Consider the following 25,923-nt stretch of genomic DNA (forward strand, 5'->3'; position numbering starts at 1 on the left):
GACAACCCCGGCCCCGGTCCCTGCTCGCCGTCAGCACGCCTGCACGTCAGCACGTCAGCACCACGAGGAGGCCCCCGCGTGCCCACCCGGTACCACCTGAGATTCCAGCTCCATGCCACGCCCGGCGGCGCCCAGCAGGCCGTCGAGCTGGCCAAGTTCTGCCACGAGTCGGGGGTCGACGAGGTCGTCCTGCTGCTCGCCGCCGAGGAGTTCCACGCCGGCCACCCCCAAGGCGGAGAGGAGGACCGCCTGTACGACGCGACCGCCACCGCGGTCGACGTCCTGCGCGGCGCCGGTCTCGAGGTCGGCCTCAACCCGTGGGTGACCTCCGGACACGCCGACCGCGGCCGGCACGACCGGCACGGCTTCGCCCCCATGGTCGGACCCGACGGGTCGCGCGCGGCCGGACAGGCGTCCTTCGCCTGTCCGCGCTGGCGGTCCTGGATCGCCGCACACTACGCCCGGTTCGCCTCGCTCGGCTTCCGCGCCCTGTGGCTCGAGGACGACTTCCGCTACCACAACCACGCACCGCTCCCCTGGGGCGGCGGCTTCGAGCCGCTGATGCTCGACCGCCTGGCGGAGCTGGTCGGCGAGCCCGTGACGCGCGAGGCAGTGGTGGCCAACGTGACCGCGCCCGGCGCTCCGCACCCCTGGCGCGCCCTGCTCCAACAGACCTGGCAGACCGCCCAGTTGGAGGTCGCCGCGCTCGTCGCCGAGGCGGTCGACAAGGCATCGGCGGGCCGCTCCCGGCTCGGCCTGATGAGCTCGGGACCCGGCGCCCACGGGGTCGAGGGCCGCGACTGGCCGGCCCTGTTCGACGCACTCGCCCTGCACGGCGAGGTCACCCAGCGACCTCACTTCGCCCCGTACAGCGACGCCCCCGGCCGGGCGCTGAGCCGGTCCGTCTGGATGCTGGAAGTGCAGCGGTCCTTGCGACCGTCGTACGTACGCGTCGAGCCGGAGATCGAGAACTGGCCGCACACCTCCTGGTCGAAGTCCGACACGCAGACCTGGTCGGAAATGGTCGCCGCACAACTCTCCGGCGCGGACGCGCTGTTCCTCAATCTCGTGCCGGTCCAGTCCGGCCACGCCCAGCGCTTCCCCCGCGTCGCCGACCTGCTGCAGCGCTCCCGGCCCGCGCTCGACCACGTGGCCGAGCGCGCCCCCGGTGAGCTGGGCACGCTCGGCGTGGGCCTGCCCTTCGCTCCGGACGCCGCGGCCCACGTATGCACGACGCGCGCCGGCGACCTCACGGAACTGGAGGTCGACCCCGGCGCGGCGGCTGACTTCCTGCTGCGGTACGGCGTACCGGTGACGGCCGAAGAGGCCCCCGTGCGCGTGCTGTTCGGCCACCTGGCCCGGGCCTTCGACGACGACGCCCTGCGCCGGATGCTCACCGGCGGGCTCCTCCTCGACGGCGTCGCCGCCCAGGTGCTCACCGCGCGGGGCTTCGGCGACTTGCTCGGCGTCTCCGTCACCGAGATCGTCGACCGCGAGGCGCCGTCCGCGCCGGGCCCGTACTCCCTGGAGCAGCTCCTGCCCGCCTCCCCCACGGCCCCCGACGCCCCCGACGACTCCCCCGTCTACTTGAGCGTCAATCTGCAACCCGCCCTCGCCCGCCTTGAACCCGCCCCTGGAGCCGAGGTCTGGAGCAGCATCCTCACCCCCGACCTGCGCACCTGGGGAGCGGGCCGCTGTGTGTTCACCAACGCGCTCGGCGGCCGCGTCGCGGTCCTCGCCGCCACGGCCCCCGACCTGCTGCCCCGGGACGACGACGGCCAACGCCTGCTGCACGCCATGGTCCGCCACCTCGAAGGCGACGCGCCCACGCTCCCGTTGATCAGCGGCGGCCCCCATCTGATCCCCCGCCTGGCCCGTACGGCACACGGCCTGCGACTGGCTGTCGCCAACGGCAGCGCCGACCCGGCCCGCCCCCGGATCACCTTCCCCACCGCGCCGAGCGCGGCGGAGGCGACCCTGCTCGCGCCACTCGCCGCACCCGCGCCCGCCTCGATGACGGCGGCCGCCGCAACCCTCACCCTCGACCAGGACCTGCCGCACCGCGGCTGGCTCCTCGTCGACCTCCCCTGATCCCCCCACCCCCCTTCACTCCTTCCCCCGACGAGGAGAGCAGAGATGACCGTCAAAGAGCCCGGCAAGGGCAAGCGGGCCTGGGCCGCGCTGGCCGCGGGCGCGCTGTTCACGCTGCCGGTGACAGCGGGTGCGCTCCAGGCCGGCGCGGAGCCGCGCGGCGCGGACGGCGTGGTGGTGGACGGCGTGGTGGTGGACGGCGACGTCCGCTTCCAGGTCCTCACCCCCACCCTGATCCGCATGGAGTACGCGAAGGACGGCCGCTTCGAGGACCGGGCTACCGTCAACGCGATCAATCGCGACTTCGACGCCCCCGAGTACACCTCCAAGGTCGAGGACGGCCAACGGGTCATCTCCACCGGCGAGTTGACCCTGCGCCACAAGCTGGACTCGGGCCCCTTCACCCAGGACAACACCGAGGTCCGCCTCAAGGCCGGCGACAGGGATGTCACCGGTCGCCCGCAGTTCGGCGAGTCCACGTCGACGTGCGTGTTCGGCGCGGTGTGCGACGCCGAGTACGGGGTGATGTCCGGCGGCGCCAAGTTCAACTTCCCCGGAGGCACCACCAAGGCGTACGGCCGCGGCGTCGTCCAGGGCTATGAGCAGGAGGGCGCGCAGAGCACGGTCCGCGTCCGGGGCGTGCCCGCCGACGGTACGTACACGCTGCGCCTGCGCTACGCCAACGCGAAGGCCTCCGACGGCCAGACCGTCGACCGCAGCCTGTCCGTGACGGCGGGCGGCGCCTCGCAGCAGGTCACGATGGCGCCGACCGGCGACTGGAACGCGTACGGCATCTCGAAGCCGGTCACCGTGCGGCTGAAGCGCGGCGTCAACGACATCACCGTCGCCCAGCGCGCCGGGGACACCGGCCGCGCCAACATCGACTCCTTCGCGCTCACCACGAAGGAGGACGCGCCCTACCCGACGCCCGCCACCAAGGGCGCCACGGCCAACCTCGGCGGGTGGACCCGCGGCCTCGACAACACCCCCGCCGCGCCCTACCAGTTGAACGACGGCGTGCTGTCGAAGGACGGCTGGTACCTGCTCGACGACTCGCGGACCGCGCTCACCAACGGCGACGACAAGCAGCCCACGCCGCGCGTCGAGCGGGCCGAGGACGCGTACCAGGACGGCTATCTCTTCGGCTACGGCCACGACTACAAGCAGGGCCTCAGAGACCTGCGGGAACTCACCGGGCCCGCGCCGATGCTGCCGCGCTGGGCGTTCGGCGTGTGGTTCTCCCGCTGGAACGCCTACACCTTCGACGACTACAAGAAGCTGCTCGCCAAGTTCCGGTCGAACAAGGTCCCGCTCGACTCGCTCGTCGTCGACACCGACTACAAGGGATCCGGGTGGTGGAACGGCTGGACGGGCTGGAACAAGGACCTCTTCCCGGACCCCGACGCCTTCATGAAGTGGGCCAAGGACAACGGCCTGCCCATCACCCTCAACACCCACCCCTCCATCGACGCCTCGGACCCGGCCTTCGCACAGGCCCAGCAGACCGCGGGCGGCAAGCTCCCCAAGATCGGCTGCTTCTCCAGCGCCGACTGCTACGGATTCGACTTCTCCGACGCCGGTCAGGCGAAGGCCTTCTTCGACCTTCACAAGCCGTACGACGCCCAGGGCGTGCGGCTGTGGTGGAACGACTGGTGCTGCGACGCCTCACTCGCCTCCGGCAAGGGCATCTCGCCCGACACGCTGGTGAACTCCCTTTACGCGGCCCACAATGCCGAGGCCACCGGCCTGCGCGGCTTCGCGTTCTCCCGCATCGGCGCCTCCTACCAGCGCCTCGGCGGTGGCTACGCGGCAGGACCGTGGGCGGACCACCGCTCCACGATGCACTTCACCGGTGACGACTACGCGAACTGGGACACCCTCGCCTTCACCTCGAAGATCAACGCCACGGAGGGCAACATCGGCCTCCCGTACGTCAGTCACGACATCGGCGGCTTCCACGGCGACCCGGGCACCCGTGACCCCGAGCTGTACGCCCGCTGGATGCAGCTCGGCGCGTTCTCCCCGATCGACCGCATCCATTCCGGCGGCGGCGAGTCGCTGCCCTGGGAGTTCGGCGGCGCCGAGGGCGCGGCGGGCGAGAAGGCGCTGCGGCTGCGCGGGGCGCTCACCCCGTACATGTACTCACTGGCGGCCGAGGCACACGCGACCGGACTGCCGATGGCCCGCCCGCTGTACCTCAACTACCCCGAGGAGCAAGGCGCTTACGACCACACCTCGCAGTACACGCTCGGCGACGACGTCCTGGTCGCACCGGTCACCAAGCCGGGCGGCAAGGCGACGGTGTGGGTGCCGCCGGGCACCTGGACCGACTACTTCACCGGCAAGACGTACACCGGCCCGAAGACCGTCGAGACGACCTCGAAGCTGGACGAGATGCCGGTCCTGATCCGCTCCGGCGGCATCCTCGCCCAGCAGGAGTACAAGGACTACGACGCCAAGTCCCCCATGGACAAGGTCACTTTGAACGTCGCCGCCGGCGGTCGCGGCTCCTTCTCGCTGTACGAGGACGAGGGCGACGGCACTCGGTACGCGTCTGCCCACGCCGACACGAAGGTCCGCGCGGACGGCTCGACGGTGACGATCGAGCCGCAGCGGGGGACGTACAAGGGCCGGGTCACCACCCGCACCTGGACGCTGCGCCTGAGCAACGCAGCGCGCCCGAGTGCCGTCACGGTCAACGGCAGGGCGCTCGCGTGGACGTACGACGCGAACAAGCGCGTCGTGACCGCCACGACGGGCGAGCTGGCCACGGACAGCCGGACGGTGATCGCGGTGCGCTGACCCGGTCCGCCGGCCCGACGCCGCAGCCGCTCGGGGCGCTCCCGGACGGCTGCGGCGTACTCGGCTCACCGGGGCAGCCCAAGAGCCCCAGGAACCCCACTGAGATGATCAACCCATGGAATGGACTCTTCGCCCTGCTCAACCGGCCGATGTCGAGCCGATCGCGGAGCTGCGGGCCGTGGTGATGCGGCCTGATCTGGAGCGGCTGGGACGGTTCGACGAGCAACGGGTGCGGCAACGGTTTCGCGAGGCCTTCGCGCCGGAGCACACCTCGGTCGTCCTGTCCGGTGGCGTCTTCGCGGGCTCGGTCGCCCTCCGGCCGGGCGAGGACGAGCAGTGGCTGGAGCACTTCTACCTCGACCCGACGGTCCAGGGCCAGGGGCTCGGTTCGGCGGTCCTGCGCACCTTGCTCGCCCGGACGGACGCCGACGGCCTGCCCGTCCGCCTGAACGTCCTGCAGGGCAGCGCCGCCCGGCGGCTGTACGCGCGCCACGGGTTCACGGTGGAGGCTCAGGACCCGGTCGACGTCTTCATGGTGCGCGGGCCGGGCGCGCTCGCGGCCTGAGGAGCGGTTCAGCGTGCGCCGAGGACGCGTACCGCATCGACGATCAGGTCCCAGAAGGCCGGGGCGTCGACCGTGACGCCGACCTGCGCGTTGGCCGGGCGCCCGGTCACGCCGTGCAGGTCGACGACGGTGGCGCCGCGGGTGTGGGTGCCGGTGAGTTCGACGACCACGTTCGCAGTGACCAGCTCGACCAGCTTGGGCTCGATCAGGTGGGCCACCGTCAGTGGGTCGTGCAGCGGCGGGGCGGGGAAGCCGAACACCTCCCGGTAGCCGTCGGCGAAGAACCGCAGCAGCTGTGCGCAGGTCCGGCTCAGCGGCGTGGCGAGCGCCTCGACCCGGCCGATCACCTCGTCCGTGGCCAGCACCTGGTGGCTGGCGTTGAGGCCCATCATGGTGATCGGCAGTCCGCTGGAGAAGACGACGTCGGCAGCCTCGGGGTCGCAGTGGATGTTGAACTCGGCGGCCGGGGTGGTGTTGCCGCGGCCGGTGGATCCGCCCATCAGGACGATGCGCTCGATGCGTTCCGCCAGCCGGGGGTGGGCGAGCAGCAGGGCCGCGATGTTGGTGAGGGGGCCGGTCGGCACCAGGGTGACCGGGGTGGGGTGCGCGAGCAGGGTCTCCCGGATCAAGGTGATCGCGTCCCGTGCGTCCAGCGGCACGCTCGGCTCCCCGAACTCCGGTCCGTCCAGGCCGGATTCACCGTGGATCTTCTCGGCCACCGAGGCGGTGCCGTGCAACGGCCGGTCCCGGCCCGCCGCGATGGGCACGCCCGTGATCCCGGCCGTGCTGCACACCCGGCGGGCGTTCAGCGTGGTCTTCTCCAGGGTCTGGTTGCCCGCGACCGTGGTGATGGCCAGTAGCTCGACGGCCGGATTGGCCGCCGCGAGCAGGATGTTGAACGCGTCGTCGTGGCCCGGGTCGCAGTCGAGAATCACAGGAATCGCCATGGGTCCGTCCTCCCCCGCGTCGCCGGGGCGTGAAACGCGTCGGCCGTGTCACAGGATTCAGGGCTGTCTCGTCTCGGGGGTACAGCCGCCGAGGACGCCGACAACGGCAACAGCGGCACAACCCCTGAGGAGCACACCATGACTGCTCGTTTGAACCTCTTCGCCAGCCCCGTCGTCGCCAAGGCGGCAAAACAGTTCGCCTCGGCGAGCATGACGCTCATCAAGGGGTCGTCGCTGCCGAAGGCGACCCAGGATCTGGTGTTGCTCCGTGCGAGTCAGGTCAACGGCTGCGGCTACTGCACCGATGCTCATTCCAAGGATCTCGCGCACGCCGGGGAGAGCGCGGTGCGGGTCAATCTGGTCGCGGCCTGGCGGGAGGCCACCGTCTTCACCGATGCCGAGCGCGCCGCCCTGGAGCTGGCTGAGCAGGGCACCCGCATCGCCGATGCGGCCGGTGGGGTCCCGGACGAGGTCTGGGCGAACGCCGCCAAGTACTACGACGAGGATCAGCTTGCCGCCCTGATCATGATGATCGCCCTGATCAACGCCTCGAATCGGATGGGCGTCATCAACCAGATGCCCGGCGGCAGCTACCAGCCCGGCCAGTTCGGATAGCCAGGCCGGTTCGGATGGCCCGGATCGTATCGATCGATGCCCGGTGGGATGCCCGGTGAGGTCTCCGGTGAGATGTTCCGGTGCGTCACCCCTTGCGGGCCTCGGGTGTGCCCGGCTCGATGACGCGCCCCCGGTCGGCACCCTCGATCAGCTCGACGTAGGCCCGGACGACCTCGGCGACAGGGGTGCCCGCCGAGGCGTCACGGCCCATGGCCCGCAGGGTCTCCGAAATCCAGCCGGGGCTCACCGAGTTGAGGCGGATGCCGCGCGGCATCTCGCGCGCCGCGGCCGGGATGAAACCGGCCAGACCCGCGTTGACCAGGGCTCCGAAGCTCAGGCCGGCCTCGGTGAACTCCGAGATGCCGCCGGTGAGGGTGACGGAGCCGCCGTCGGTGAGTTCGCGGGCGGCGCGGCGCGTGAGGTGGAGCTGGCCGAGCAGCTTGCCGTCGAGGCCGGTGAAGTAGTCGGCGTCGGTCGAGTCGTCGATGCGGGCGATGGTGCCGCCGGCCGCGACCGCGACCACGGCGTCGACCGGGCCGATCGTGGCGAACAGTGCGTCGATCGAGGCGGGGTCCTCCAGGTCGACCTTGACGGGGCCGCGCCGGGATGCCCGGACCACCTCGTGCGCGGGGTTCGACTCCAACGCGTCGGCGAGGGCCGAGCCGATGGTGCCGGTGGCACCGATGACGACGATCTTCATGACTGGGGCTCGCGATCAGTTGGTCCGTTGCGTGAATGAACTGCCGGGTGAGATCGGGGCGTTGACACGCCCTGCCCTGCCGGTGGCTCCATCCTCATCCCGGGTCGGGCCGGTCGGCCAATACCTGAAGCCATAACTCAAAGGCATGAACGAGGCCCGCCTCGCGACCGCCCCACGACCGCCTCACGACCGCCTCACGACCGCCTAGCGAACGCTTCACTACCGCTCACGACCACGAGCGGATCCGGCCCCCGTCGAGGGTCACGATCTCGTCCGCGCCGGCGAGCCCCGACCGCTCATGGGTGACCAGGAGCGTGGTCCGGCCGTGGGTGGCGTCGAGGATGTCGGCGAGTACCGCGGCCGCGGTGTCCGGGTCGAGCCCCTCGGTGGGTTCGTCCAGGACGAGGACGGGCGGGTCGGCGAGCAGCGCTCGGGCAAGGAGCAGTCGGCTGCGCTGGCCGCCGGACATCGTGGCGCCGTCCCCGTCCAGGACGGTGTCCCAGCGGTCGGGCAGCGACTCGATCCAGTCCAGGAGCCGGGCCCTGCGGGCCGCTTCGCGCAGGTCGGATTCGTCGGCGCCGGGGCGGGCCAGCAGCAGGTTGGCGCGGATCGTGGTGCGAAAGACATGGGCGTCCTGGGTCATGCCGGTGATCACGCGGCGAGCTTCGTCGCCGGCGCAGTCGCGCAGTTCGCGTCCGCCGACCCGGATGCTCCCGGCTTCGTACGGGACGAACCGCATGAGCGCCGCGATCAGCGTGGACTTGCCGGACCCGCTGGCGCCGACCAGCACGACCCGGCGCCCGGGCGGCAGTCGCAGGCTCACCCCGTCCAGGGCCGCGGGGCCGCCGGGGCGGTGGCGCACCCGCAGGCCGGTGATGTCCACGCCGAGCGGCTTGTCGGCAGGCAGGGGGGCCGGGTCGGCCGGCTCGATGACCGGCGGCACGGTGTCGAAGAGGTCGGCCAACCGGCGTGCCGAGGCCCGCACTTCGGCGAGGCGACGCGCGGCGGCGGGCAGTGGGGCGAGGGCCTCGAAGGCGACGAGGGCCAGGACCGCGAGCACGGTGAGGTGCACGGCGGGCAGCGCGCCGGAAGCGTGCGCGCGCAGCGCGAGCCAGGTGACGCCGACCGTCGCCCCGGCCTGGAGCAGCAGCACCACGGCGGAAGCGACCGATGTGGTCAGGGCGCCACGGCGCTCCAGTGTGGCGATCCGGTACGAGGCACGGCGGGCCCGCGCTTCGGCCTGTCCCCGGGCGCCGAAGGCGGCGAGGTCCGCCGCCCCCTGGGTCAAGTCCAGTGACATCGCGGCGAGTTCCGCGCGCGCCGCCTTCCCGGCGCGGCCCGCGCGGCGGGAGAGCGCGAGCACCAGGGCGGGCACGAGGAGTCCCGCCACGGCGAGCAGCAGCCCGAGCAGCACGCCTGCCTGTGGCAGCAGCACCGTGGCCACTCCGGTGGCGGTCGCGGCGACCGCGCAGGCGGCCACGACCGGGATCAGGACCCTCAACAGGAGGTCCTGGGCGGCGTCCACGTCGTCGACGAGACGGGTCAGCAGGTCGCCGCTGCGAAAGGCGGGGGTGCCCGCCGGCGCGAGCGGCACCAGCGCCTCGTACACCCGGGCGCGAAATCCCGCGACGGCCCGCAGCACGCCGTCGTGACCGAGGAGTCGGTCGGCATAGCGCAGCGCTCCGCGCCCCAGCGCCAGGGCGCGTACGGCGACGATCGCGAGGCTCACCGAGGCGAGCGGGGGCTGCTCGGCGGCCCGCGTGATCAGCCAGGCGGCGGTGCCCATCAGCGCGGCCCCGGCCAGCTCGGTGCCGGCGGCGGCGAGCGCGGCGGGCAGCAGCCTGCGCCAGTACGGGAGGAGGTGCCGCAGCAGCCGGAAGGTGGGGCGCGGCCCGCGCGCTGACGCCGGGGCGGCGACTTCGACGTAGGAGGTCATGCGGCCATCTGCCTTCCTGTGGACGTTAGTTGGACTTGAAGCGCGAACAGCGGCGGTTCTCCTGCCGAGCGGGCCCTGCCTGTACGCAGTCGCCGCGAGCGGTCAGCGACTGCGGGCTCGCTCACGAGAACACCAGCCCTTCTCCGGCCACCGCTTGGGGGAATGCGAGTCCCCCTGCCCGCACCGTGACGATCCGGTCGGCATGTGGCAGCAGGCTCGTCCGGTGGGCCACCACGAGTGCGGTGCGGTCGCGCATGAGGCGGACCGTGGCGTGGGTGACGGCGGCCTCGCTCTCGGCGTCGAGGTGGGCCGTCGGTTCGTCGAGGAGCAGCACCGGCGCGTCCTTGAGGAACGCCCGGGCCAGGGCGATCCGTTGACGCTGCCCGGCGGAGAGCCCGGCGCCGTGCTCGCCGAGCGGGGTGTCGTACGCCCGTGGGAGCTCCTCGATGAAGAGGTCCGCGGCAGCGGCGCGGGCCGCTCGGCGCACCTCGGCGTCGCTCGCTCCGGGGCGCCCGAGGCGGATGTTGTCCGCGACGGACGCAGCGAACAGGTGGGGGCGTTGAGGCACCCACGCCACTTGGGCGCGCCACTCGTCGAGGTCGAGGTGGGAAAGGCAGGTGCCACCGATCGTGATCCGGCCCGCTGCGGGGGGCACGAAGCCGAGCAGCAGTGCGAGCAGGGTCGACTTGCCCGCGCCGCTCGGGCCGATCAGGGCGACGTGCTCGCCGGGACGGACGGTGAGGGAGACCTTCCGGAGGGCCGGCTCCGGGCGGCCCGGGTACCGGACCGTCACCTCGTCCAGGCGCAGATCCGCCCGGCGGGGGTGCGGCACCGGGGTACGTCCGGCGCTCACGACAGGCGCGTCCGTCTCTCCGGGAGCATCGAGGAGCGCGAACACCCGCTCGGCCACGGCGATCCCCTCGGCACTGTCGTGGAAGGCCGCCCCCGCGGCACGCAGCGGCAAGTACGCCTCGGGGGCGAGGAACAGCACGACCAGGGCGGTACGCAGATCGAGCTCCCCGCCGAGCAGTCGCAGCCCGACCGGGACGGCCACCAGGGCCACGGACAGGGTGGCGACGGTCTCCAGGACGAAGGAGGAGAGGAACGCCACCCGCAACGTTCGCATCGTGGCCCGTCGATGGGCCCCGGCCATCTCGCCCACGACCCGGCTCTGGTGCCGCTCGCGGCCGAACGCGCGCAGCGTCGGAAGTCCGGCCACCACATCGAAGAAGTGCCCGCCGAGGCGGGACAGCAGCTGCCACTGCCGGGCCGTGCGCAGGGCGGTGTGCCGGCCGACCAGCGCGCCGAACACGGGGATCAGCGGCAGCGTCACCACGACGATCAGGGCCGAGGTCCAGTCGGTCCACAGCAGCCAGGCGACCACCGTGAGGGGCACCACCGCGGCGGCCGTCATCGCGGGCAGCGAGCCGACGACGTACGGGTCCAGGGCGTCGAGGCCGCGCGTGAGCAGCGTGGCCGTCTCGCCGTGCCGGCCGGCCGTCAGGCGCAGCGGGCCGGTGTGCCGCAGCCGGCCGGTGATCCGGTCACGCAGGGCGCGCTTGGCGTCGGCGGCGGCCCGCTGCGCGAGCAGGCCACGGGTCCAGGTCAGCAGCGCCCGCAGGGCCATGACGGCGGCCAGGGCGACCAGCGGCGCGTCCCGGAACGGGTGGTCGGCGAAACCGTCCGCAAGGACCGTCGCCAGCAGGCTCGCCTGGGCCACGACGAGCCCGGCGGCGAGCAGCGCCAGTGCAGTGGAGGACGTCATGTGGCGCCGCAGGACGGGGAGTTCCCGCAGCAGGCGGCGTTCGATCGGCTTCATCCCGGGATCCCTTCACACGGTCGGAAGTGGTCAGAAGTAGCTGGGGTGACGGCTCCCGGTCCGCCCTCGAAAGGCCCACCAGCTCCAGCTCTGATACGCGAGGATCACCGGGATCAGCACGACTCCGAAGACGCTCAGAAGCTTCAACGTGGCCTCGTCCGTGACGGCGTGCTCGATGGTCAGCCCCGTGCCCGCCCGGCTGATCAGGAGGTACGGGTAGTGGCCGGCGCCCACGAGCAGCACGGGCAGCACGGTCGCGCAGCTCGTGGCCACGAACGCCTGAACCCGACCCCCACGGTCGAGGCACCACCAGGCACCGAGGAGGGCCGCCGCCCACAGGGCGGCGATGACCGCCGCGGTCGCCCGGTTCGTCATCGAGGCGCCCGCCCCGAAGAGGGTGAGCATCAGCGCGAGGGCACCTGCGACGACGGCCCCGCGCGCCAGGCGCGCACCCAATCGCCTTGCATGTGCGGCAAGTTCGGGGGCCGAACGCAATGCGACGAAGGCTGCGCCGTGCGCCGCGAAGAGCAGTGCGGTGATGACGCCACAGGCCAGCACGAACGGCGAGAACACCTCACCGAACCCGATGTGGAAGCTCCCGTCGGCCCGTCGGGGCACGCCGTGCAGCAGCAGTCCCACGACGAGTCCCCAGCACACCGCGGGAAGCGCCCCGCCGAACACGATCAGGGCGTCCCACCGGCGGCGGGCCCCGGCGCCGTCGGAGCGGCGGCGCAGCTGGACCGCCGCGTTGCCGAGGACCAGGCCGACGAGGATCGCCACGATCAGCGGGTACAGGCCGGACAGGAGGGTGCCTTCCAGGTGCGGGAAGGCACCGAAGAGGACGCCGGCGAAGGCGACCAGCCAGACCTCGTTGCCCAGGAAGAACGGCGCGATGGCGTCGAGGGCGGCGCTCCCGCTGGTGCGCATGCCCTCCCGATCGCCCCGGCCGAGGAAGGGATGCAGCATCTGTGCGCCGTAGTCGTAGCCGCCGAGCACGAAGTAGCCGCCGAGGAGCAAGCCCAGCAGGGCGAGCCATGCGATCTCGAGATTCATCGGTCAACTCCTGTTCAGAACGAGGCTGTTCGGACGGGCGCGACATCCAGGCCGTCGTCAGGTGGCGGCTCGGTGACGCCGAGCTGCGTGGCGTCCGGGCCGCGGCGGGCGAAGCGGGTGATCAGGGTCCAGTTCGTCACGGCCAGCGCGAGGAAGAGCGCGATGAACACGGCGCAGGACACGGCCAGCGCGGCCGTGCTGACGTTCGAGAGCGCGTCCTCGACCGTCAACTGGCCGTAGACGAGCCAGGGTTGGCGCCCGACCTCGCGGACGACCCAGCCGCCCACGGAGGCGATGAAGGGGAACGGGACGGTCGCGAGCAGCACCCACAAGGCGGGCCGCCAGCGCATCAGCCGGTTCTTCCACAGCAGGATGACGGCGATGAACGTGATGGTGGACACGGTGTTGCCGATGATCGTCATCACGTCCATCGAGATCCGGATCGTGTCCTGCCAGGGCACGTAGTCGCCGGGCCCGTACTCCTTGACGAGCCGCGCCTGCACCTCCGCGACGCCGCTGCCCTCCAGGACCGCGTGCTTCATGGGCTGCGTCCGCTCGATGATCGGCCGCTGCAGCTCGCCGGCGACGACCACGAAGAAGGAGGCGACCATGGACACCCACAGCCCCAGGCGCAGGGAGCCGCCGAACAGCTCGGTTTCCTTGGTGCGCCGCAGGAAGTGGTAGGCGCTGACCCCGGCGACGAAGACGCCACCCGTCGTCAGCGCGCCGAGCGCGAGGTGGAGGAGTGCGACCAGGGCGCTGGAGTTGGTGAGCAGCGCCCCGAAGTCGGTCAAGTAGGCCGCGCCGTCCCGCACTTCGAAGCCGACGGGGTGCTGCATGAAGCCGTTGGCGATCAGGATCCAGTACCCGGATGCGTACGCGGTCAGCGCGACCAGCCAGATGAGGGTGACGTGCACGCCTCTGCGCATCCGGCCCCAGCCGAAGATCCACATGCCGAGGAAGGTGGACTCGGCGAAGAAGGCGATGAGGGTTTCGAGCGCCAGTGGGGCGCCGAAGACATTGCCCGCGAACTTGCTCAGGCCGCTCCAGCTGAGTCCGAACTGGAACTCCATGACGAGGCCGGTGACGATGCCGACCGCGTAGTTGATGACGTAGAGCTGACCCCAGAAGCGGGTCATGCGCTCCCTGACGGCTCTCTTGGCGGGATCACGGGCGTACGCGGCCCTGGTGTGCATGATCGCCACGATGGGGACGAGCCCCATGGTGAGGATCACGAACAGCCAGTGGATGCCGGTCGTGGCCGCGAACTGGAGTCGGGCCAGATCCGCAGCGCTCATGGTTCGGCCTTCCTAGGACGGGACGGGACTGGGACTGGGACGGGGACTGGGACGGGGACTGGGAGGAACGTGTCACCCGCGTGGTGACCTCACTGACGACCGTAGGGACAATTGCTTATGCACTCCAAGACCGGTTTGGTCATGTGGACATGACTCCGCAGGCATAAGTGAAGGTGGACAGTGGATCTTCTGCAGTTGCGTTACTTCCAGGCCGTCGCCCGTTACGAGCACATCAGTCGCGCCGCCGAGGAACTGCGCGTCGCCCAGCCCTCGCTCAGTCGCACCATCGCCCGCCTGGAGGCCGAGCTCGGCTCCCCGCTCTTCGACCGCCAGGGGCGCCGGATCCGGCTCAACCAGTACGGCGCGACGTTCCTACGTCACGTCGATCGCGCGCTCAGCGAGCTCGACGACGGCTGTCGTGCCGTCCGCGAGGCCCGCGACACCGGGCTCGGGCGGGTCAGTGTCGCCTGCGAGACCCTGCTGACGATCAGCCCGCTCCTTGGCAGCTTCCGAGCCGCCCATCCCCGTACCGACGTGCGGCTCTTCCAATCGAACGTGGAGGAGATGGACCGCCAACTGCGCGCCAGGGAGGTCGACTTCTGCGTCGCCTCACAGCCCCTGACCGGAGCGAATCTCGAGTCGGTCGAGCTCACCCGCGAGGAGGTGCTGCTCGCCGTTCCGTACGGGCACCGGCTCGACGGGCGGGAGAGCGTGACGATCCCCGAGATCGCGGTCGAGCCCTTCGTCACCACGCGCCGCGGGCACTGGCAGCGCGCCTTGCTCGACCGGCTGTTCCTGTCCGAGGGGCTCACTCCGCTGCTGTCCTGCGAGGGCAACGAACCGGCCGCCATCCAGTTCATGGTCAGCGCGGGCCTCGGCATCGGCCTGATCCCGTCGGTCTCCCGCGAGGTCGGCACGGAGGCGCAGACCCCGGTGGCCTGGGTCCACCTGGACGCACCCGACTGCCATCGTGTGCTCACCCTGGCCTGGAACCGCGACTCCTACCTGTCCGAAGCCGCCCTGAAATTCCGCGAGTTCATCACCACCGGGCCCCTCATGGCCCATCGCCTGCCCGATCCGCGCCGAACGACCGGCGGCCGACCAGGACTTGCCACCGACACACCGAGCGACCTATCGTTTATCGATAACATCGATAAACGATAGGTCAACGGGGGCTCAAGATGGCGAAGCTGCGCAATCCACTGGAACCGATATCAACGGCGGCCACGAACATCCTGGTCGTGATGGTGACGTCGATCGTCCTGGCGCTGCTTGCCGCGCCCTTCCTGAACATCACCGTGCTCGGCATCGGCGAGGACTCGGTGTGCGTCACGGACACCAGCACCAGCACCAGCGTCGACGAGGGGCAGCACACGGACACCTACCGACCGGCCCCGGGTGCCACAGTCGCCCTCGACGCCCAGCCTCGCTACTGCACCGATGACCCCAGCGCACTGCAGAGCGTGCTCAACACCGCGGGCTACGCAGTCCCCTTCGGCTTCACCCTCGGCGCACTCTTCCTGGTCGTCCGCCTGATCCGGGGCGCCGAGCGCGACGGCCTCTACACCACGCGGACCGCCGGGCAGCTGCGCGTACTCGGATGGTGGCTGCTGGCGGGCAGCGTGCTCGCCGCGCTCACCACCTCCGTGACCGAGACGGCCCTCATCGCCTCCCTGAGCCGGAACCCGGACGACGAGGTGCCGGCCTTCGCCGGCCTGTGGATGTGGGATGTTCCCTTCATGGCAATCCTCACCGGCCTCGGCATCCTCTCCTTCGCACGGATCATGCGCATCGGCAGCGACATGCGCGAAGACCTCGCAGGCACGGTCTAGTGCCGGAGGACAAGGAGGAGCACGGGATCGAGGTCCACCTGGACCGGCTGCTCCAGGAGCGCGGCATGACGCTCACCGAGCTCGCCGAACGGGTCGGCGTCACGCACGTCAACCTCTCGATCCTGAAGAACGGCCGGGCACGGGCCATCCGTTTCACCACCCTGACCCGCCTCTGCGAGGTCCTGGACTGCCAGCCCGGCGACCTGCTCAGCCACCGTCCCTGATCCGCTCAACTCCCCATCCAGCCACGCCATTTAGTGAACATGGCGAGATTTTGAGAGCGCTCTCAGCAACAACTCTTGACGGCATCCGGCGTCGCCACAACAGTGGGAGCTCCCCCACAACCCCAGGAGACCCACGTGATATCGCGTCGTGCATTCCTGACGTCCGCCGCCGCCACCGCGGGTGCCGCGGTCGCCCTCACCGCTCCCAACTGGGCGAGCGCCCTAGCCCTGGGCGCCGAGGCGGCCCCGGCCACCTGTGAACTCGCGCTCCAGAACACCTCGTTGCCCGGCCAGGTACGCGCCTACGTGACCGGCCACGAGCAGGGCACCGACCGCTGGGTCCTGCTCAAGCCCGACGGCGGCGTCTACCGCCCCGACTCCCCCGCGGCCCCGCAGACGCCCCTGCCCGTCGACTGCGCCATCCCCCTCGGCGCCGCGGGCTCCCCGCCGAAGGTCCTGACCCTTCCTCAGATGTACGGCGCCCGCGTCTACTTCGTACGCGACGACACCCTCGACTTCTTCCTCAACCCGGGCCCGTCCCTCGTGGAGCCGGCGTTCGCGACGCCCGCGGACCCCAACTACGGGCGCGTCTGGTCGTTCTGCGAATTCACCTTCAACCCGCAGCAGCTGTACGCCAACATCAGCTACGTCGACCTCGTGACCGCGCTCCCCATCGGGCTGACCCTGGAGGGCGACGCCACCCACACCGTCGCCCCGCTGCCCGACGGCGCCGTCGACAAGATCGCCGCCGATCTAGCCGCACAGGCCGCCAAGGACGGACAGCCCTGGGACAAGCTGGTGATCCGCGGCAACGGCGGCGTCCTGCGCGTCATCTCGCCGCAGAACCTCATGGCGCCGTACTTCGACCGGCCCGAGCAGATGCCGTTCCGCGATCTGTGGAACGCGTACATCGACCAGGTGTGGGACAAGTACCGCGGCACCGACCTCAAGATCGACCTCCAGGGCGGCCGGGGCGTGCGCACGGGCCGGGTCAGCGGCGACACCCTCACCTTCGACGGCGGGCACACCTTCGCCAAGCCCACCTCGAAGGACATCTTCACCTGCAACCACGGCCCGTTCGCCAACAACCCCGGCGACCCCGACGACAAGAAGGCCCTCCTCGCGCGGCTCGCCGCCGGATTCAACCGCAGCATCATGCTCACCCACCCCGAGCAGCCCAACGGCACGACGACGGCCGACTACTACAAGGGCGACGTCACCAACCACTGGGCGCGCGTCGTCCACGCCAACTCGCCCATCGGGTACGCCTTCCCGTACGACGACGTACGCCCGGACGGCCAGCCCGACGTCTCGGGGGCCGCGCACGACGGCAACCCGAGGCGCTTCACGGTCAGCGTCGGGGCGTAGCCCCGGGCAGGTCCGCGCCGCTCACGCCGAGGCCCTGCGCACCAGGGCAGTCGGCAGCACGATCCCGGCAGGCCCGGCCCCGGCCCCCTCATCAGGGCCGGGGCCACCGGGCTCCTTCGGTGCGCCGCGAGGCGCCTCCACCCCGAGATCGCGCAGCAGCGTCCGGGCCATCAACCGGCCCATGTGCTCGATGTCCTGACGGACCGTCGTCAGCGGCGGCTCGGTCTGCTCGGCGAGCGGCAGCATGTCGTCGAAGCCGACCACCGCGACGTCGTCCGGGACGCTCCTGCCCCGCTCGCGCAGCACCCGCAGGGCCCCGGACGCCGACAGGTCGTTGGCCGCGAAGACCGCGTCCAGGTCCGGGCAGCGGTCGAGGAGTTCACGCATCGCGCGCTCCCCGCCCGCCGGGGTGAAGTCGCCCGCCGCGACCAGCTCCCGGCCCGGGTCCGCCAGGGCGTCACGGTAGCCGTCGAGACGGTCGGCCGCCGAGGTCTGGTCCAGCGGTCCGGTGATGTGCGCGATGCGGGTGCACCCCAGGCCCACGAGGTGGCGTACGGCTTCCCGAGCGCCACCCCGGTTGTCGCAGTCGACGTACGACGCGCTCTCCGGACCGCCCGACCAGCCGGGCCTGCCGCCGAACACGGTCGGCAGCCCGGCCCGCCGGACGAGGCCGGGCAGCGGGTCGTCCAGGTGGAGCGAGAAGACGAGCGCGCCGTCGACATGGCCGCCCGCCAGATAGCGGCCGACCCGCTCGTGGTCGTCCCCGCCCTCCGTGAGCAGCAGCACGAGCTGCACGTTCCGAGCCGCCAACTCCCGGCTGATACCTCGCAGTTGCAGGGCGAAGAACGGGTCGGCGAACACCCTCGTCTCGGGTTCGGCGATGACCACGCCCACCGCGTCGTGACGTCGGGTGACGAGGCTGCGGGCGGCCCGGTTCGGCACGTAGCCCAGCTCGTCGACGACGCGTCGCACCTGCTCCGCCAGGACCGCGCGGACTCCCGCGTCACCGTTGACGACGCGGGACACCGTGGCTCTGGACACCCCGGCACGGGCGGCCACCGCCTCGAGGGTGGGACGGGGGGCGGCGCTCTCCTCGGTCACCGGCAGGGCTCCTCGCAGTGGCGGACTCGCGTTCGCCGGTCAGGATACGACCCCCGGTCAGGCGCGGTGCCCGAGCGTGCGAAGGACCGTGGCCGCCTGGTGATCGGCGCCCAGCTCGTTGGGGTGGAGCGGGACGGCGAGGCCCGGCGGATTGGCCGTCAGGGGGACGAAGCCCTCGACCCACTTGGTGCCGGGCCACTGGCAGACGTCATGGCCGACGCTGCCCTCGTAGGTGTTCACCAGGCGCACGTCGAAGCCCTTGACGTCCCTCTTGGCCCGCTTGACGGCCCTGGTCAACGTCGCGTTGATCTCCTGCAGTTTGCGGCCGAGCCACATGAGGTCGCCGTCGTTGACCTGTACGTACGGGAAGCAGCCGGCGGTGGTGGGCACCCCCGCGAGGTAGTCGACGACCAGCACGGTGGCGTGCGGCGCGAGGGCATGGGTGCGCTTGAGGGCGTCGTACACCTTGTTCTCGACCGGTGCGATCTGCCGGGACATCGCGTCGACTCCGCCCTTGACCCAGCTCTTCTTGCACTGGCCCCCGAGGGGCGCGGGCAGGGCCAGGCCGGGCAGCAGTTCCAGGGACGGGAGCAGGTTGAAGCAGGATCCGGCGACGCCCGCGAGGCCCGCGTCGTTGCCGCCGATGCCGAGGGTGACCAGGTCGGTGGTGCGGGTCAGTCGGTCGAACTGGGGCGGGTTGGTGCCCTTGAAGAGGCCCAGGTGGTTGAGCTCCTGAGGCTTGGCCAGGTGCTCGGAGGTGGCGGCTCCGCAGGTGGCGTCGCGCAGGGTGGTGACGCCGAGTTGCTTGGCCACCTTCTTCGGATAGTTCCAGGTGGACTGGAAGCAGGCGTACGGGGTGTGTTCGCTCGACACGTTCGTCAGCAGGGCGACGTCGGCGGACCAGGAGTCGCCGAGCGCGACGTACTCCTTGTACTTGCGGGGCGCGGCCGGCCGGTCGTCGGCCGGTGCGAGGGAAGCCTGGGCGGGGGAAGCCTGGGCGGGCAGCGCGCCGGCGAGCAGCGCGGTGCACGCGGCGGCGACGGAACAGGCGAGGCGGGACGGCGGGAATCGCATGGGCACTCCGGGGGACGGGGGTGGGGACCTCGTCCGCCCATCCAGCCATCCGCCGGGCACCGTAGGGCGCATACCCACCGCAGGTTCACCCGGCCCGCCCCTCCCCCCTCGCCCAGGAGTGCGACCACCGGGTGACGGCCTAGCCCGAAAGAACTACCCGACGGTGATCCGGACGGCCTCGCGCGCCACGCCCCGTGGGCTCAGGACTCCGCCATCACGATCACGCTGTCGCCGACGCCGAAGGAGAGCCTTTCCTTCTTGTCGGGGTTGAGCCGGATCCCGAAGGACGGCGGCAGCGCGGCCTCCGCCTGGAGGCGATAGCCGATCGCCGAGTGGCCCTGGCGGCGGGCCGATTCCACCACCGTGTAGAAGTCGATGTCGTGCTGCAGCGCCACGTAGTCGCCCGCGGGCTTGAGGTAGATCTCGCAGCCGTCGGCGGCGAACAGGTCGTCGAAGAGGCGGGCGAGGTGACGGTTCTCCGACACCTGGGTCATGAGCAGGCTGATGACCTTGTCGCTGACGATGAAGTCGTCGCCCTCACTGATCGGGGCGAGGGCGCGGTTGCGGTCGTCGGCCATCTCGGTGACGACCGGGAGTTCGCGGCCCAGGGTGTTCTCCAGGTCCCGCAGGTGCAGCAGCGTGACCAGCGTCTGGTTGTCGGCCCGGCCGGTGTCGATGTCGTCGTAGCCGAGCACGATGACGTGGTCGTACCCGCCGATGTCGAGCCGCTTCAGCGTCCTGGGGCGGGTGATGTCGCCCGTCTCGCACGACACCTCGAGGTTGGTGAGCTCGGTGCGGGCCGCCTCGACCACGCCCTTCGCCTCGGCCCCGCGGGCCACGACGTGCAGCCGGGAGCCTGCGGCCACATAGGTGTCGAGCTGGGAAATGATCGTTGCGGCACGCCGGTTCCAGCCGAGTACGAGGATCGTGTCGGGTTGTATCTCGCGCGGCCGGGGGGTGACGATCGCCGCCTCGTCGATCTCGTACGCGAAGTCCGACACGATCACCGTGTCGTCGTCCCGCGACACCGCGATGATCTGGTCGCCCTCGGCGATGACGGTGTCGGGCGCCGGATTGAGCACGATCGCCCCGTCGGCCGCCCGCAGCAGCCCGGCCGGCGACGAGGTGTCGTAGGCGAGAAGCGCGTCGCCGTACGTCCTGCCGGTCAGCGTCGGCTCGGGGCACATGTAGAACTCGTCGCCCGCGTAGTTCAGCAGGTCCATGTAGATCACGGACAGTCCCGGCTGCCGGCTGGTCTGCACGATCAGCCGCGCGGAGATGTCGTCGATGCCGGCCACGCAGGCCTCCGCGCCGCCGGCGAGCCGGGCCGCCTCGCGGTTGTGGCCGCATTGCACGGCCGCGACGATGTGGTACGGCTGCTCGCGCCGCTGCGGGCTCTGGGTGATCGCGAGCAGGGTCTTCACGACCTCGGCGTCACCGCTGTCGTCGCTGGCGCACACCTGCGCGGCCTCGGGGTCCTTGGGGGGCGGTGCCAGGACGATGATCGAGCGGGCCTCGTCCGGGTTGGTCAGATGGATGTCGGTGGTGTCCATCGGGCTGCCGGTCCGGCAGATCACCCGGGTGGTTCCGGTGTGCGGCACCTTCGCATGGATCTCGTCCTCCATCTCGACCTTGTCCTTGTCGGCGAGGATCACGACCGCCGACCGGCGCAGATTGGAGTTGGCCTCGACCAGCTCGGAGACGATCGGGAAGACCTGGTCCGACCAGCCGAGGAGCACCGTGTGCTGCTTCTCCAGGACCACCGAACGGCCCTTGCGCAGATCCAGGATCTTGCGGTTCACGCCTGCCGTGATCAGACCGACGAGAGTGCTGGCGAAGAACAGGCCGACCAGGGCGAGGACGATCGAGAAGAGCACGAAGAGCGGGGTGCCGACCGGGCCGCCGAGCGCGAAAGTCTTGGCGGTGTTCTTCCATATGGACACGAGCTGGTTGCCCAGGGTCGTGGGGGTGTTCTTGTCCGCCCACACCAGCAGCGCGCTCACCGGGATGACGATCACGAGACAGATCGCCGAGAGCCAGCCGATCAGGGCCGGTGTGCCACGGGACATGGTGTTGTCGAACCAGTACCGAAGCCGCGCCCTGGGCGAGGGCTCGCCACCCATGCAGCACCACGCTCCCTGCTGTGAGAAGACCTCCAGACGTGCCGGGCATTTTCGATCCTCTGCCGGATCCCGTGCCCTCGCAGCTCCAGTGGCGCAGCGGAGCGACCCCACGGGGCGCACCACCGCACCCTTCCCCCGGCCTGCGGGCGGTCCGGGCGGGCCCGGTAGTGTGCTCGAATCCTTGATCACGTACGGGGCGACCAGATCTGACGCTCCGACAACTACCAAGAGGGGGACGACACATGAGGCTGAAACTGGTGGCTCCCGCCATCGCCTCGCTGGCCCTGATCGGCACCGCCCTGACCGGCGGGGTCGCCGCCGCGACCACGCACACCGCCACCGCGGCCAAGTCCGCGCCGGCCGCGTGCGTCTACGTGGAGGCCGCGGAGAGCGTGAAAATACGCAAGACCAAGGCGGTGAACGGCACCGCGCTCGGTCTGCTGCCGAAGGGCTCGAGCGCCTGTACGACCAACAATCCCAACACCACGGGCGGCTCCTACAACCTCTGCGGGCACCGCAGCACGAAGTGGGAGGAGATCACGTACCGGGGCATCCGCGGTTGGATCCCCTACTACTGCACGCGGGGCGTGTAACCGACCGACCCCGCAGGTCACCCGCCCCGTGAGCACCGTCGCGGGGCGGGTGTGCGTAACCCGTCCGGCCTACGCGACCGACCCGGCGGCCGCCTGGGGAGGGCGCACCGTGCGGGTCAGATCGTGGATCTGCCCCGAGGTCAGATAGCCGTCGGTGTCCTCGAAGTCGGCGAGGGTGGCGGGCCGGTGCGACTGGAAGCCGATCCGGACGAAATCGTCGCCGGCCAGCGCGTGCAGCAGCCACCCCGCGCCCACCCGGCAGCGGGCGGTCAGGGTGCGCATCGCCATCAGGTGGTAGCCGCTGGTGGCGGCCTGCGCGGGCAGTCCCGACAGCGGTACGCCGAGGGGCTTGGCGACCGCCTGGAGGCCGCCGAGGTCGACCACCAGACCGAGGTCCCGGTGCCGGTATTCGGTGGCGTCGAATCCCCGGATCGCGGCGAGCACGTTCATCGCGGCGGCCTTGCCCTGGCGCTGCGCGTGCTGGGCGGTCGGGGCGCACACCTGGTCGCCGCCGGTGGCGAGGTCCGGCACGGCTGCCGCGTCGCCCAGGGCGAACACTCCGTCGAGGCCCGGCACCGTCATGTCCGCCTCCGTCACGAGCCGGCCGCGGTCGGTGGCAGCGTCGAGGGTGGAGATGAGCGGGCTGGGGGCGACGCCCGCCGTCCAGATCAGCGTGCGGCAGGGCAGCACCCGACCGTCGGTGAGCCTGACCACGTCCCGTCCGGCGGAGGCGACGGACACCCCCAACGACACCTCGACGCCCCGCCGTTCGAGAATCCGCACGGCCTTGCGTCCGAGGCCGTCGCCGAGCTCCGGCATCAACTTCGCCGCGGTGTCCACCAGATGCCAGCGTATCTGTGCGGGGTCGAGATGGGGGTAGCGTTTGGCCGCCGACGCGGTCAGCCGCCGCAGGTGGGCGGCGGTCTCGGTGCCCGCGTACCCGCCGCCCACGACCACGAACTGCAGCCGCGCCTCGCGCTCGGCGGGGTCGTCGGTCGCTGCGGCCAGATCGAGTTGGGCGATGACGTGGTCACGTACGTACGCGGCCTCGGCGAGCGTCTTCATGCCGAGCGCGTGCTCGGCCACCCCGGGGATGTCGAACTGCCGGGTCACGCTGCCCGGGGCGAGCACCAGGTAGTCGTACGCCCGCACCTGCAGCTCGCCCTCGCTGTCGCGGACGACCACCGCCTTCGCCTTGGTGTCCACGCCGATTGCCCGCCCCGGCACCAGGGTGGTGCGGCGCAGCATCCTGCGCAGCGGAACGGCGACCGACTGCGGTGTGAGGCGGCCGGAGGCGACATGGGGCAGCAGTGGCAGATAGAGCTGATGGTTCTGGTCGCTGACGAGCGTGATGTCGGCCTCGCGGGCGGCGAGCCTGCGCTCGAGCCGATGCGCGCACTCGAGCCCGGCGAAGCCGCCGCCGACGATGAGAATCCGCGGTGCGAAACCCTTGCTGTGCTTGTCGGTTGTCGTCATGCCTCCAATCTGGTCCGCCCCGGCGCCCGCGACGTCACCCCGGGGACGGAACCGCATCCGCCGCGCGGTGGGGACGGCGTACACCCGGGGTGGATTAACCCGCGGGCAGCGGGTGTTGCCCATGGGCGACAGGTTCTGGGCCGCGACAGGACCAGCCGGCGACGGCAGCACGCAAGATCACGCAGGATCACGCTACGAAAGGGAACCCATGCTTTTCGGCGAGGAGCACGTACGCCGCTACGAGGAGACCGACGGCGAGGTCGGGCACATCTGGGAGAAGGGCGCCCCGACCCTCATCCTGACCACGAAGGGCCGCAAGTCCGGTGCGGACCGCAAGTTCCCGCTGATCTACCAGGAGGTCGACGGCGGCTACGTCATCGTGGCGTCCAAGGGCGGCGCACCGGCCCACCCCGACTGGTATCTGAACCTGCAGGCCGACCCCCAGGTGCGGGTCCAGGTCCTGGGCGACAAGTTCACCGCGCGGGCGCGCACCGCCCAGGCCGCCGAGCGCGAAGCACTGTGGCCGAAGATGGCCGCCGTGTGGCCGGACTACGACGAGTACCAGTCCAAGACCGACCGCGAGATCCCCGTGGTCGTGCTCGACCGGATCTGATGTCGGCTCGACGGGTGCGGCCTGCGGGGAGGCCCGCAAGCCGCACGCGTCGCGCGCGCCTACGGCGCCAGCGCCAACCGGCAAGAGGTGCGTGGCCCTTGGAGTGCCTGTGCGACGCACGGGTTCGTCCCGTCCGACGCCGGCTCATGGCCGTGTAACGCGGGCACCCACGCGAGTGGAGTCGTCATGCCGTCGACTGTGACAGCGCCCACTGACAACCGACCGAGGCCCCTGACGCCACGTCCGCTCGACAACGGCCCGCCGGGCCCGGCAGCTTGCGGCTACCGCGTGAGGTCGATGACGACCCGGTGGCCGAAGATCCCGTTGGTGTAGTCCAGGCGCAGCTCCTTCGACGCCGTGGGGACCTCGAACGCCATCTGTCCCCTGCGCTGCTCCCCCGGCGCCAACTCCCCGTCCGGGGCGCTGTCCACGCCGACGACGATGGACCTGCTGTACGCGCGGCCCTCCTCGTCGCGGAGTTCGCTGGTGAACAGGGAACTGGCCGTCCGCGCCTTGTCCTGGGTGTTCTTCACCGTCAGGTCCACGACGACGAATCGCTTGCCCGCCTCGGGCTGGGTGAACTGGTTGTCGGAGACAAAGGGGTCGATGACCTCATTGACCTTCAGCTCCCAGCCGTCCGCCGCGACGGTGTCGCCCACCTTGAAGGCCTCCCGGTCCGTCGACGCACCGCGGTCCGTACCCGACGGTGACGAGGAGACCTTCTCGGGCTTCTTGCCCTGGTCGGAACCGACCATGACGACGATGGCCGCGCACCCGCCGACCGTGAGGACCAGGAGTCCGCCACAGCCGATGACGAGCCACTTCCAAGGATTCTTCTTCGGTGGCTGAGGTGGCTGAGCGGACCAGGACGGCGGCTGCGGCGGTGAGTGATGCTGCCGTCCCCCTTGCCCTGCACCACCCCACCCCTGCGGCTGTTCCGGACGGCTGCCCCATGGATCATCGCTGTTGCCGGGGTTCGGTGGTGAATCAGAGGAGTTCATGGGCACGCTTATACGGGCCCGTTCCTTCCTCATATCGGACATGCGTCCGCTGATCACAGCCATTAGCGACGACGGCGCAACGCTGCTGCTCCGTTCGGAGGCGACGAAGGGCGAAGAGCGCGGACGGGCGCCGCTTCGCGCCTCGGCGCGGCCTCTGCCCCGGTCAGGGCTCCGGTCAGGGCTCCGGGCAAGCCTCCGGCGCCTCCTCGTCGACGGAGATCGGACTGCCGGCGGGCAGCAGGTACGTCACGTACAGCTCCACCGGTTCCGAACCCAGGTTGCGTCCGACATGGCGGTGCGCGGTGCCGGCCGGCTCGACGAAGGACTTGCCCGCGGTGGTCGTCTCGACGGAGCAGTCGTCCAGGGTCCGGGTCAGGGTCCCGGACTTGACGACCGCGAGCACCTCACCGGGGTGGTGGTGCCAGCCGGTGGTGCCGCCGGGGGCGATGGTGATCGTGCGGACGACGACGTCGGTGGCGCCCTTGGACTTGAGCTTGAGGGTGCCCTCGGACGTGCCCTTGGCGAGGATCGTTCCGGTGACCCCGCTGCCGGGGGTGGCGATCGCGGCCGACGGCACGAGCACGAGCGCGCTCACGCATGCGGCGCCGAGTACGGCCTTGCGTATCCACCCCTGCTGCTTGCTGCTACGCATCTGAACCCCTCCGAGGTCGATCGTCAGGCCCTGCCTGATG

The 25,923-nt window shown here is 71.1% G+C and carries 22 protein-coding genes; 10 read left to right on the forward strand and 12 right to left on the reverse strand.

Annotated elements, in window-relative coordinates; translation table 11 throughout:
- The first annotated feature begins 78 nt into the window (after positions 1-78).
- The 3 genes from OG430_RS04915 to OG430_RS04925 all read left to right on the forward strand — a co-directional run bounded on the left by OG430_RS04915 (position 79) and on the right by OG430_RS04925 (position 5,458).
- The gene (locus OG430_RS04915) at positions 79-2,091 is read left to right on the forward strand and encodes a hypothetical protein (protein ID WP_327351163.1); all 2,013 of its coding nucleotides are present in this window, start codon (positions 79-81) and stop codon (positions 2,089-2,091) included.
- A 45-nt stretch (positions 2,092-2,136) separates the two neighbouring features.
- Entirely contained in the window at positions 2,137-4,893 is a 2,757-nt protein-coding gene (locus OG430_RS04920; protein WP_327351164.1) for a TIM-barrel domain-containing protein, read from the forward strand.
- Positions 4,894-5,008: 115 nt separating this feature from the next.
- The gene (locus OG430_RS04925; protein ID WP_327351165.1) at positions 5,009-5,458 is read left to right on the forward strand and encodes a GNAT family N-acetyltransferase; all 450 of its coding nucleotides are present in this window, start codon (positions 5,009-5,011) and stop codon (positions 5,456-5,458) included.
- Between the two features lie 8 nt (positions 5,459-5,466).
- On the opposite strand, the gene OG430_RS04930 is transcribed toward OG430_RS04925, so the two are convergent.
- Positions 5,467-6,405, reverse strand: a complete 939-nt coding sequence (locus OG430_RS04930; protein ID WP_327351166.1) for a nucleoside hydrolase — start codon at positions 6,403-6,405, stop codon at positions 5,467-5,469.
- Positions 6,406-6,543: 138 nt separating this feature from the next.
- On the opposite strand from OG430_RS04930, the gene OG430_RS04935 reads away from it, so the two are divergent.
- Positions 6,544-7,020, forward strand: coding sequence for a carboxymuconolactone decarboxylase family protein (locus tag OG430_RS04935; RefSeq protein WP_327351167.1), 477 nt, complete (start codon positions 6,544-6,546; stop codon positions 7,018-7,020).
- An 85-nt stretch (positions 7,021-7,105) separates the two neighbouring features.
- Here the strand turns inward: OG430_RS04935 and OG430_RS04940 are convergent, their stop codons facing one another.
- The 5 genes from OG430_RS04940 to OG430_RS04960 form a co-directional block, all read right to left on the reverse strand.
- A complete protein-coding gene (locus OG430_RS04940) occupies positions 7,106-7,720 on the reverse strand; it encodes a short chain dehydrogenase (RefSeq protein ID WP_327351168.1) in 615 nt (204 codons plus the stop codon).
- A 226-nt stretch (positions 7,721-7,946) separates the two neighbouring features.
- Positions 7,947-9,656: a thiol reductant ABC exporter subunit CydC gene (gene cydC / locus OG430_RS04945; protein WP_327351169.1), complete on the reverse strand. Its 1,710-nt coding sequence runs from the start codon at positions 9,654-9,656 to the stop codon at positions 7,947-7,949.
- A gap of 121 nt (positions 9,657-9,777) precedes the next feature.
- On the reverse strand, positions 9,778-11,475 hold the full coding sequence (gene cydD, locus OG430_RS04950; protein WP_327351170.1) for a thiol reductant ABC exporter subunit CydD: 1,698 nt from the start codon (positions 11,473-11,475) through the stop codon (positions 9,778-9,780).
- 30 nt (positions 11,476-11,505) lie between these two features.
- Entirely contained in the window at positions 11,506-12,528 is a 1,023-nt protein-coding gene (gene cydB / locus OG430_RS04955) for a cytochrome d ubiquinol oxidase subunit II (protein ID WP_327351171.1), read from the reverse strand.
- A gap of 14 nt (positions 12,529-12,542) precedes the next feature.
- Positions 12,543-13,826, reverse strand: coding sequence for a cytochrome ubiquinol oxidase subunit I (locus OG430_RS04960; RefSeq protein ID WP_327351172.1), 1,284 nt, complete (start codon positions 13,824-13,826; stop codon positions 12,543-12,545).
- A gap of 180 nt (positions 13,827-14,006) precedes the next feature.
- On the opposite strand from OG430_RS04960, the gene OG430_RS04965 reads away from it, so the two are divergent.
- The 4 genes from OG430_RS04965 (at position 14,007) to OG430_RS04980 (ending at position 17,250) form a co-directional block, all read left to right on the forward strand.
- Positions 14,007-14,990 carry a LysR family transcriptional regulator gene (locus tag OG430_RS04965; RefSeq protein WP_327351173.1) on the forward strand — a complete coding sequence of 328 codons (984 nt, stop codon included), beginning with the start codon at positions 14,007-14,009 and terminating at the stop codon, positions 14,988-14,990.
- 17 nt (positions 14,991-15,007) lie between these two features.
- Positions 15,008-15,658, forward strand: a complete 651-nt coding sequence (locus OG430_RS04970) for a DUF2975 domain-containing protein (protein ID WP_327351174.1) — start codon at positions 15,008-15,010, stop codon at positions 15,656-15,658.
- Positions 15,658-15,882, forward strand: a complete 225-nt coding sequence (locus tag OG430_RS04975; RefSeq protein WP_327351175.1) for a helix-turn-helix domain-containing protein — start codon at positions 15,658-15,660, stop codon at positions 15,880-15,882. Before OG430_RS04970 ends, OG430_RS04975 begins: the two co-directional genes overlap by 1 nt.
- Before the next feature lie 135 nt (positions 15,883-16,017).
- Positions 16,018-17,250, forward strand: coding sequence for a glycoside hydrolase family 64 protein (locus tag OG430_RS04980; protein ID WP_327351176.1), 1,233 nt, complete (start codon positions 16,018-16,020; stop codon positions 17,248-17,250).
- A 21-nt stretch (positions 17,251-17,271) separates the two neighbouring features.
- Here the strand turns inward: OG430_RS04980 and OG430_RS04985 are convergent, their stop codons facing one another.
- From OG430_RS04985 to OG430_RS04995, 3 genes are all read right to left on the reverse strand, one after another.
- On the reverse strand, positions 17,272-18,351 hold the full coding sequence (locus tag OG430_RS04985) for a LacI family DNA-binding transcriptional regulator (protein ID WP_327351177.1): 1,080 nt from the start codon (positions 18,349-18,351) through the stop codon (positions 17,272-17,274).
- Positions 18,352-18,408: 57 nt separating this feature from the next.
- Positions 18,409-19,425 (reverse strand): SGNH/GDSL hydrolase family protein, encoded by a 1,017-nt coding sequence (locus tag OG430_RS04990; RefSeq protein WP_327351178.1) that lies wholly within the window; start codon positions 19,423-19,425, stop codon positions 18,409-18,411.
- Between the two features lie 200 nt (positions 19,426-19,625).
- Positions 19,626-21,548, reverse strand: coding sequence for a CASTOR/POLLUX-related putative ion channel (locus tag OG430_RS04995; protein WP_327351179.1), 1,923 nt, complete (start codon positions 21,546-21,548; stop codon positions 19,626-19,628).
- Positions 21,549-21,790: 242 nt separating this feature from the next.
- Between OG430_RS04995 and OG430_RS05000 the strand changes: the two genes are divergently transcribed.
- A complete protein-coding gene (locus tag OG430_RS05000) occupies positions 21,791-22,141 on the forward strand; it encodes a hypothetical protein (protein ID WP_327351180.1) in 351 nt (116 codons plus the stop codon).
- A 69-nt stretch (positions 22,142-22,210) separates the two neighbouring features.
- Here the strand turns inward: OG430_RS05000 and OG430_RS05005 are convergent, their stop codons facing one another.
- Complete coding sequence (locus tag OG430_RS05005; protein WP_327351181.1) at positions 22,211-23,617, reverse strand: NAD(P)/FAD-dependent oxidoreductase; 1,407 nt, start codon at positions 23,615-23,617, stop codon at positions 22,211-22,213.
- A 208-nt stretch (positions 23,618-23,825) separates the two neighbouring features.
- Here OG430_RS05005 and OG430_RS05010 point away from each other — a divergent pair, with 208 nt between their 5' ends.
- On the forward strand, positions 23,826-24,230 hold the full coding sequence (locus tag OG430_RS05010) for a nitroreductase family deazaflavin-dependent oxidoreductase (protein WP_327351182.1): 405 nt from the start codon (positions 23,826-23,828) through the stop codon (positions 24,228-24,230).
- Between the two features lie 281 nt (positions 24,231-24,511).
- Here OG430_RS05010 and OG430_RS05015 read toward each other — a convergent pair whose 3' ends face one another.
- Both OG430_RS05015 and OG430_RS05020 read right to left on the reverse strand, forming a co-directional pair.
- The gene (locus OG430_RS05015; RefSeq protein ID WP_327351183.1) at positions 24,512-24,985 is read right to left on the reverse strand and encodes a DUF4352 domain-containing protein; all 474 of its coding nucleotides are present in this window, start codon (positions 24,983-24,985) and stop codon (positions 24,512-24,514) included.
- A 421-nt stretch (positions 24,986-25,406) separates the two neighbouring features.
- Entirely contained in the window at positions 25,407-25,883 is a 477-nt protein-coding gene (locus OG430_RS05020) for a cupin domain-containing protein (RefSeq protein ID WP_327351184.1), read from the reverse strand.
- Between the last annotated feature and the right edge of the window lie 40 nt (positions 25,884-25,923).

This window comes from Streptomyces sp. NBC_01304, from assembly GCF_035975855.1.
In the GTDB taxonomy this organism is placed as follows: Bacteria; Actinomycetota; Actinomycetes; order Streptomycetales; family Streptomycetaceae; genus Streptomyces.

Excerpts from the sequence above, each read along its gene's own strand:
- OG430_RS04920 (WP_327351164.1), top strand. The coding sequence starts at position 2,137 with ATGACCGTCAAAGAGCCCGGCAAGGGCAAGCGGGCCTGGGCCGCGCTG.
- OG430_RS04925 (WP_327351165.1), top strand. The coding sequence starts at position 5,009 with ATGGAATGGACTCTTCGCCCTGCTCAACCGGCCGATGTCGAGCCGATC.
- OG430_RS04930 (WP_327351166.1), bottom strand. The coding sequence starts at position 6,405 with ATGGCGATTCCTGTGATTCTCGACTGCGACCCGGGCCACGACGACGCG.
- OG430_RS04935 (WP_327351167.1), top strand. The coding sequence starts at position 6,544 with ATGACTGCTCGTTTGAACCTCTTCGCCAGCCCCGTCGTCGCCAAGGCG.
- OG430_RS04940 (WP_327351168.1), bottom strand. The coding sequence starts at position 7,720 with ATGAAGATCGTCGTCATCGGTGCCACCGGCACCATCGGCTCGGCCCTC.
- cydC (WP_327351169.1), bottom strand. The coding sequence starts at position 9,656 with ATGACCTCCTACGTCGAAGTCGCCGCCCCGGCGTCAGCGCGCGGGCCG.
- cydD (WP_327351170.1), bottom strand. The coding sequence starts at position 11,475 with ATGAAGCCGATCGAACGCCGCCTGCTGCGGGAACTCCCCGTCCTGCGG.
- cydB (WP_327351171.1), bottom strand. The coding sequence starts at position 12,528 with ATGAATCTCGAGATCGCATGGCTCGCCCTGCTGGGCTTGCTCCTCGGC.
- OG430_RS04960 (WP_327351172.1), bottom strand. The coding sequence starts at position 13,826 with ATGAGCGCTGCGGATCTGGCCCGACTCCAGTTCGCGGCCACGACCGGC.
- OG430_RS04970 (WP_327351174.1), top strand. The coding sequence starts at position 15,008 with ATGGCGAAGCTGCGCAATCCACTGGAACCGATATCAACGGCGGCCACG.
- OG430_RS04990 (WP_327351178.1), bottom strand. The coding sequence starts at position 19,425 with ATGCGATTCCCGCCGTCCCGCCTCGCCTGTTCCGTCGCCGCCGCGTGC.
- OG430_RS04995 (WP_327351179.1), bottom strand. The coding sequence starts at position 21,548 with ATGGGTGGCGAGCCCTCGCCCAGGGCGCGGCTTCGGTACTGGTTCGAC.
- OG430_RS05000 (WP_327351180.1), top strand. The coding sequence starts at position 21,791 with ATGAGGCTGAAACTGGTGGCTCCCGCCATCGCCTCGCTGGCCCTGATC.
- OG430_RS05005 (WP_327351181.1), bottom strand. The coding sequence starts at position 23,617 with ATGACGACAACCGACAAGCACAGCAAGGGTTTCGCACCGCGGATTCTC.
- OG430_RS05010 (WP_327351182.1), top strand. The coding sequence starts at position 23,826 with ATGCTTTTCGGCGAGGAGCACGTACGCCGCTACGAGGAGACCGACGGC.
- OG430_RS05015 (WP_327351183.1), bottom strand. The coding sequence starts at position 24,985 with ATGGTCGGTTCCGACCAGGGCAAGAAGCCCGAGAAGGTCTCCTCGTCA.
- OG430_RS05020 (WP_327351184.1), bottom strand. The coding sequence starts at position 25,883 with ATGCGTAGCAGCAAGCAGCAGGGGTGGATACGCAAGGCCGTACTCGGC.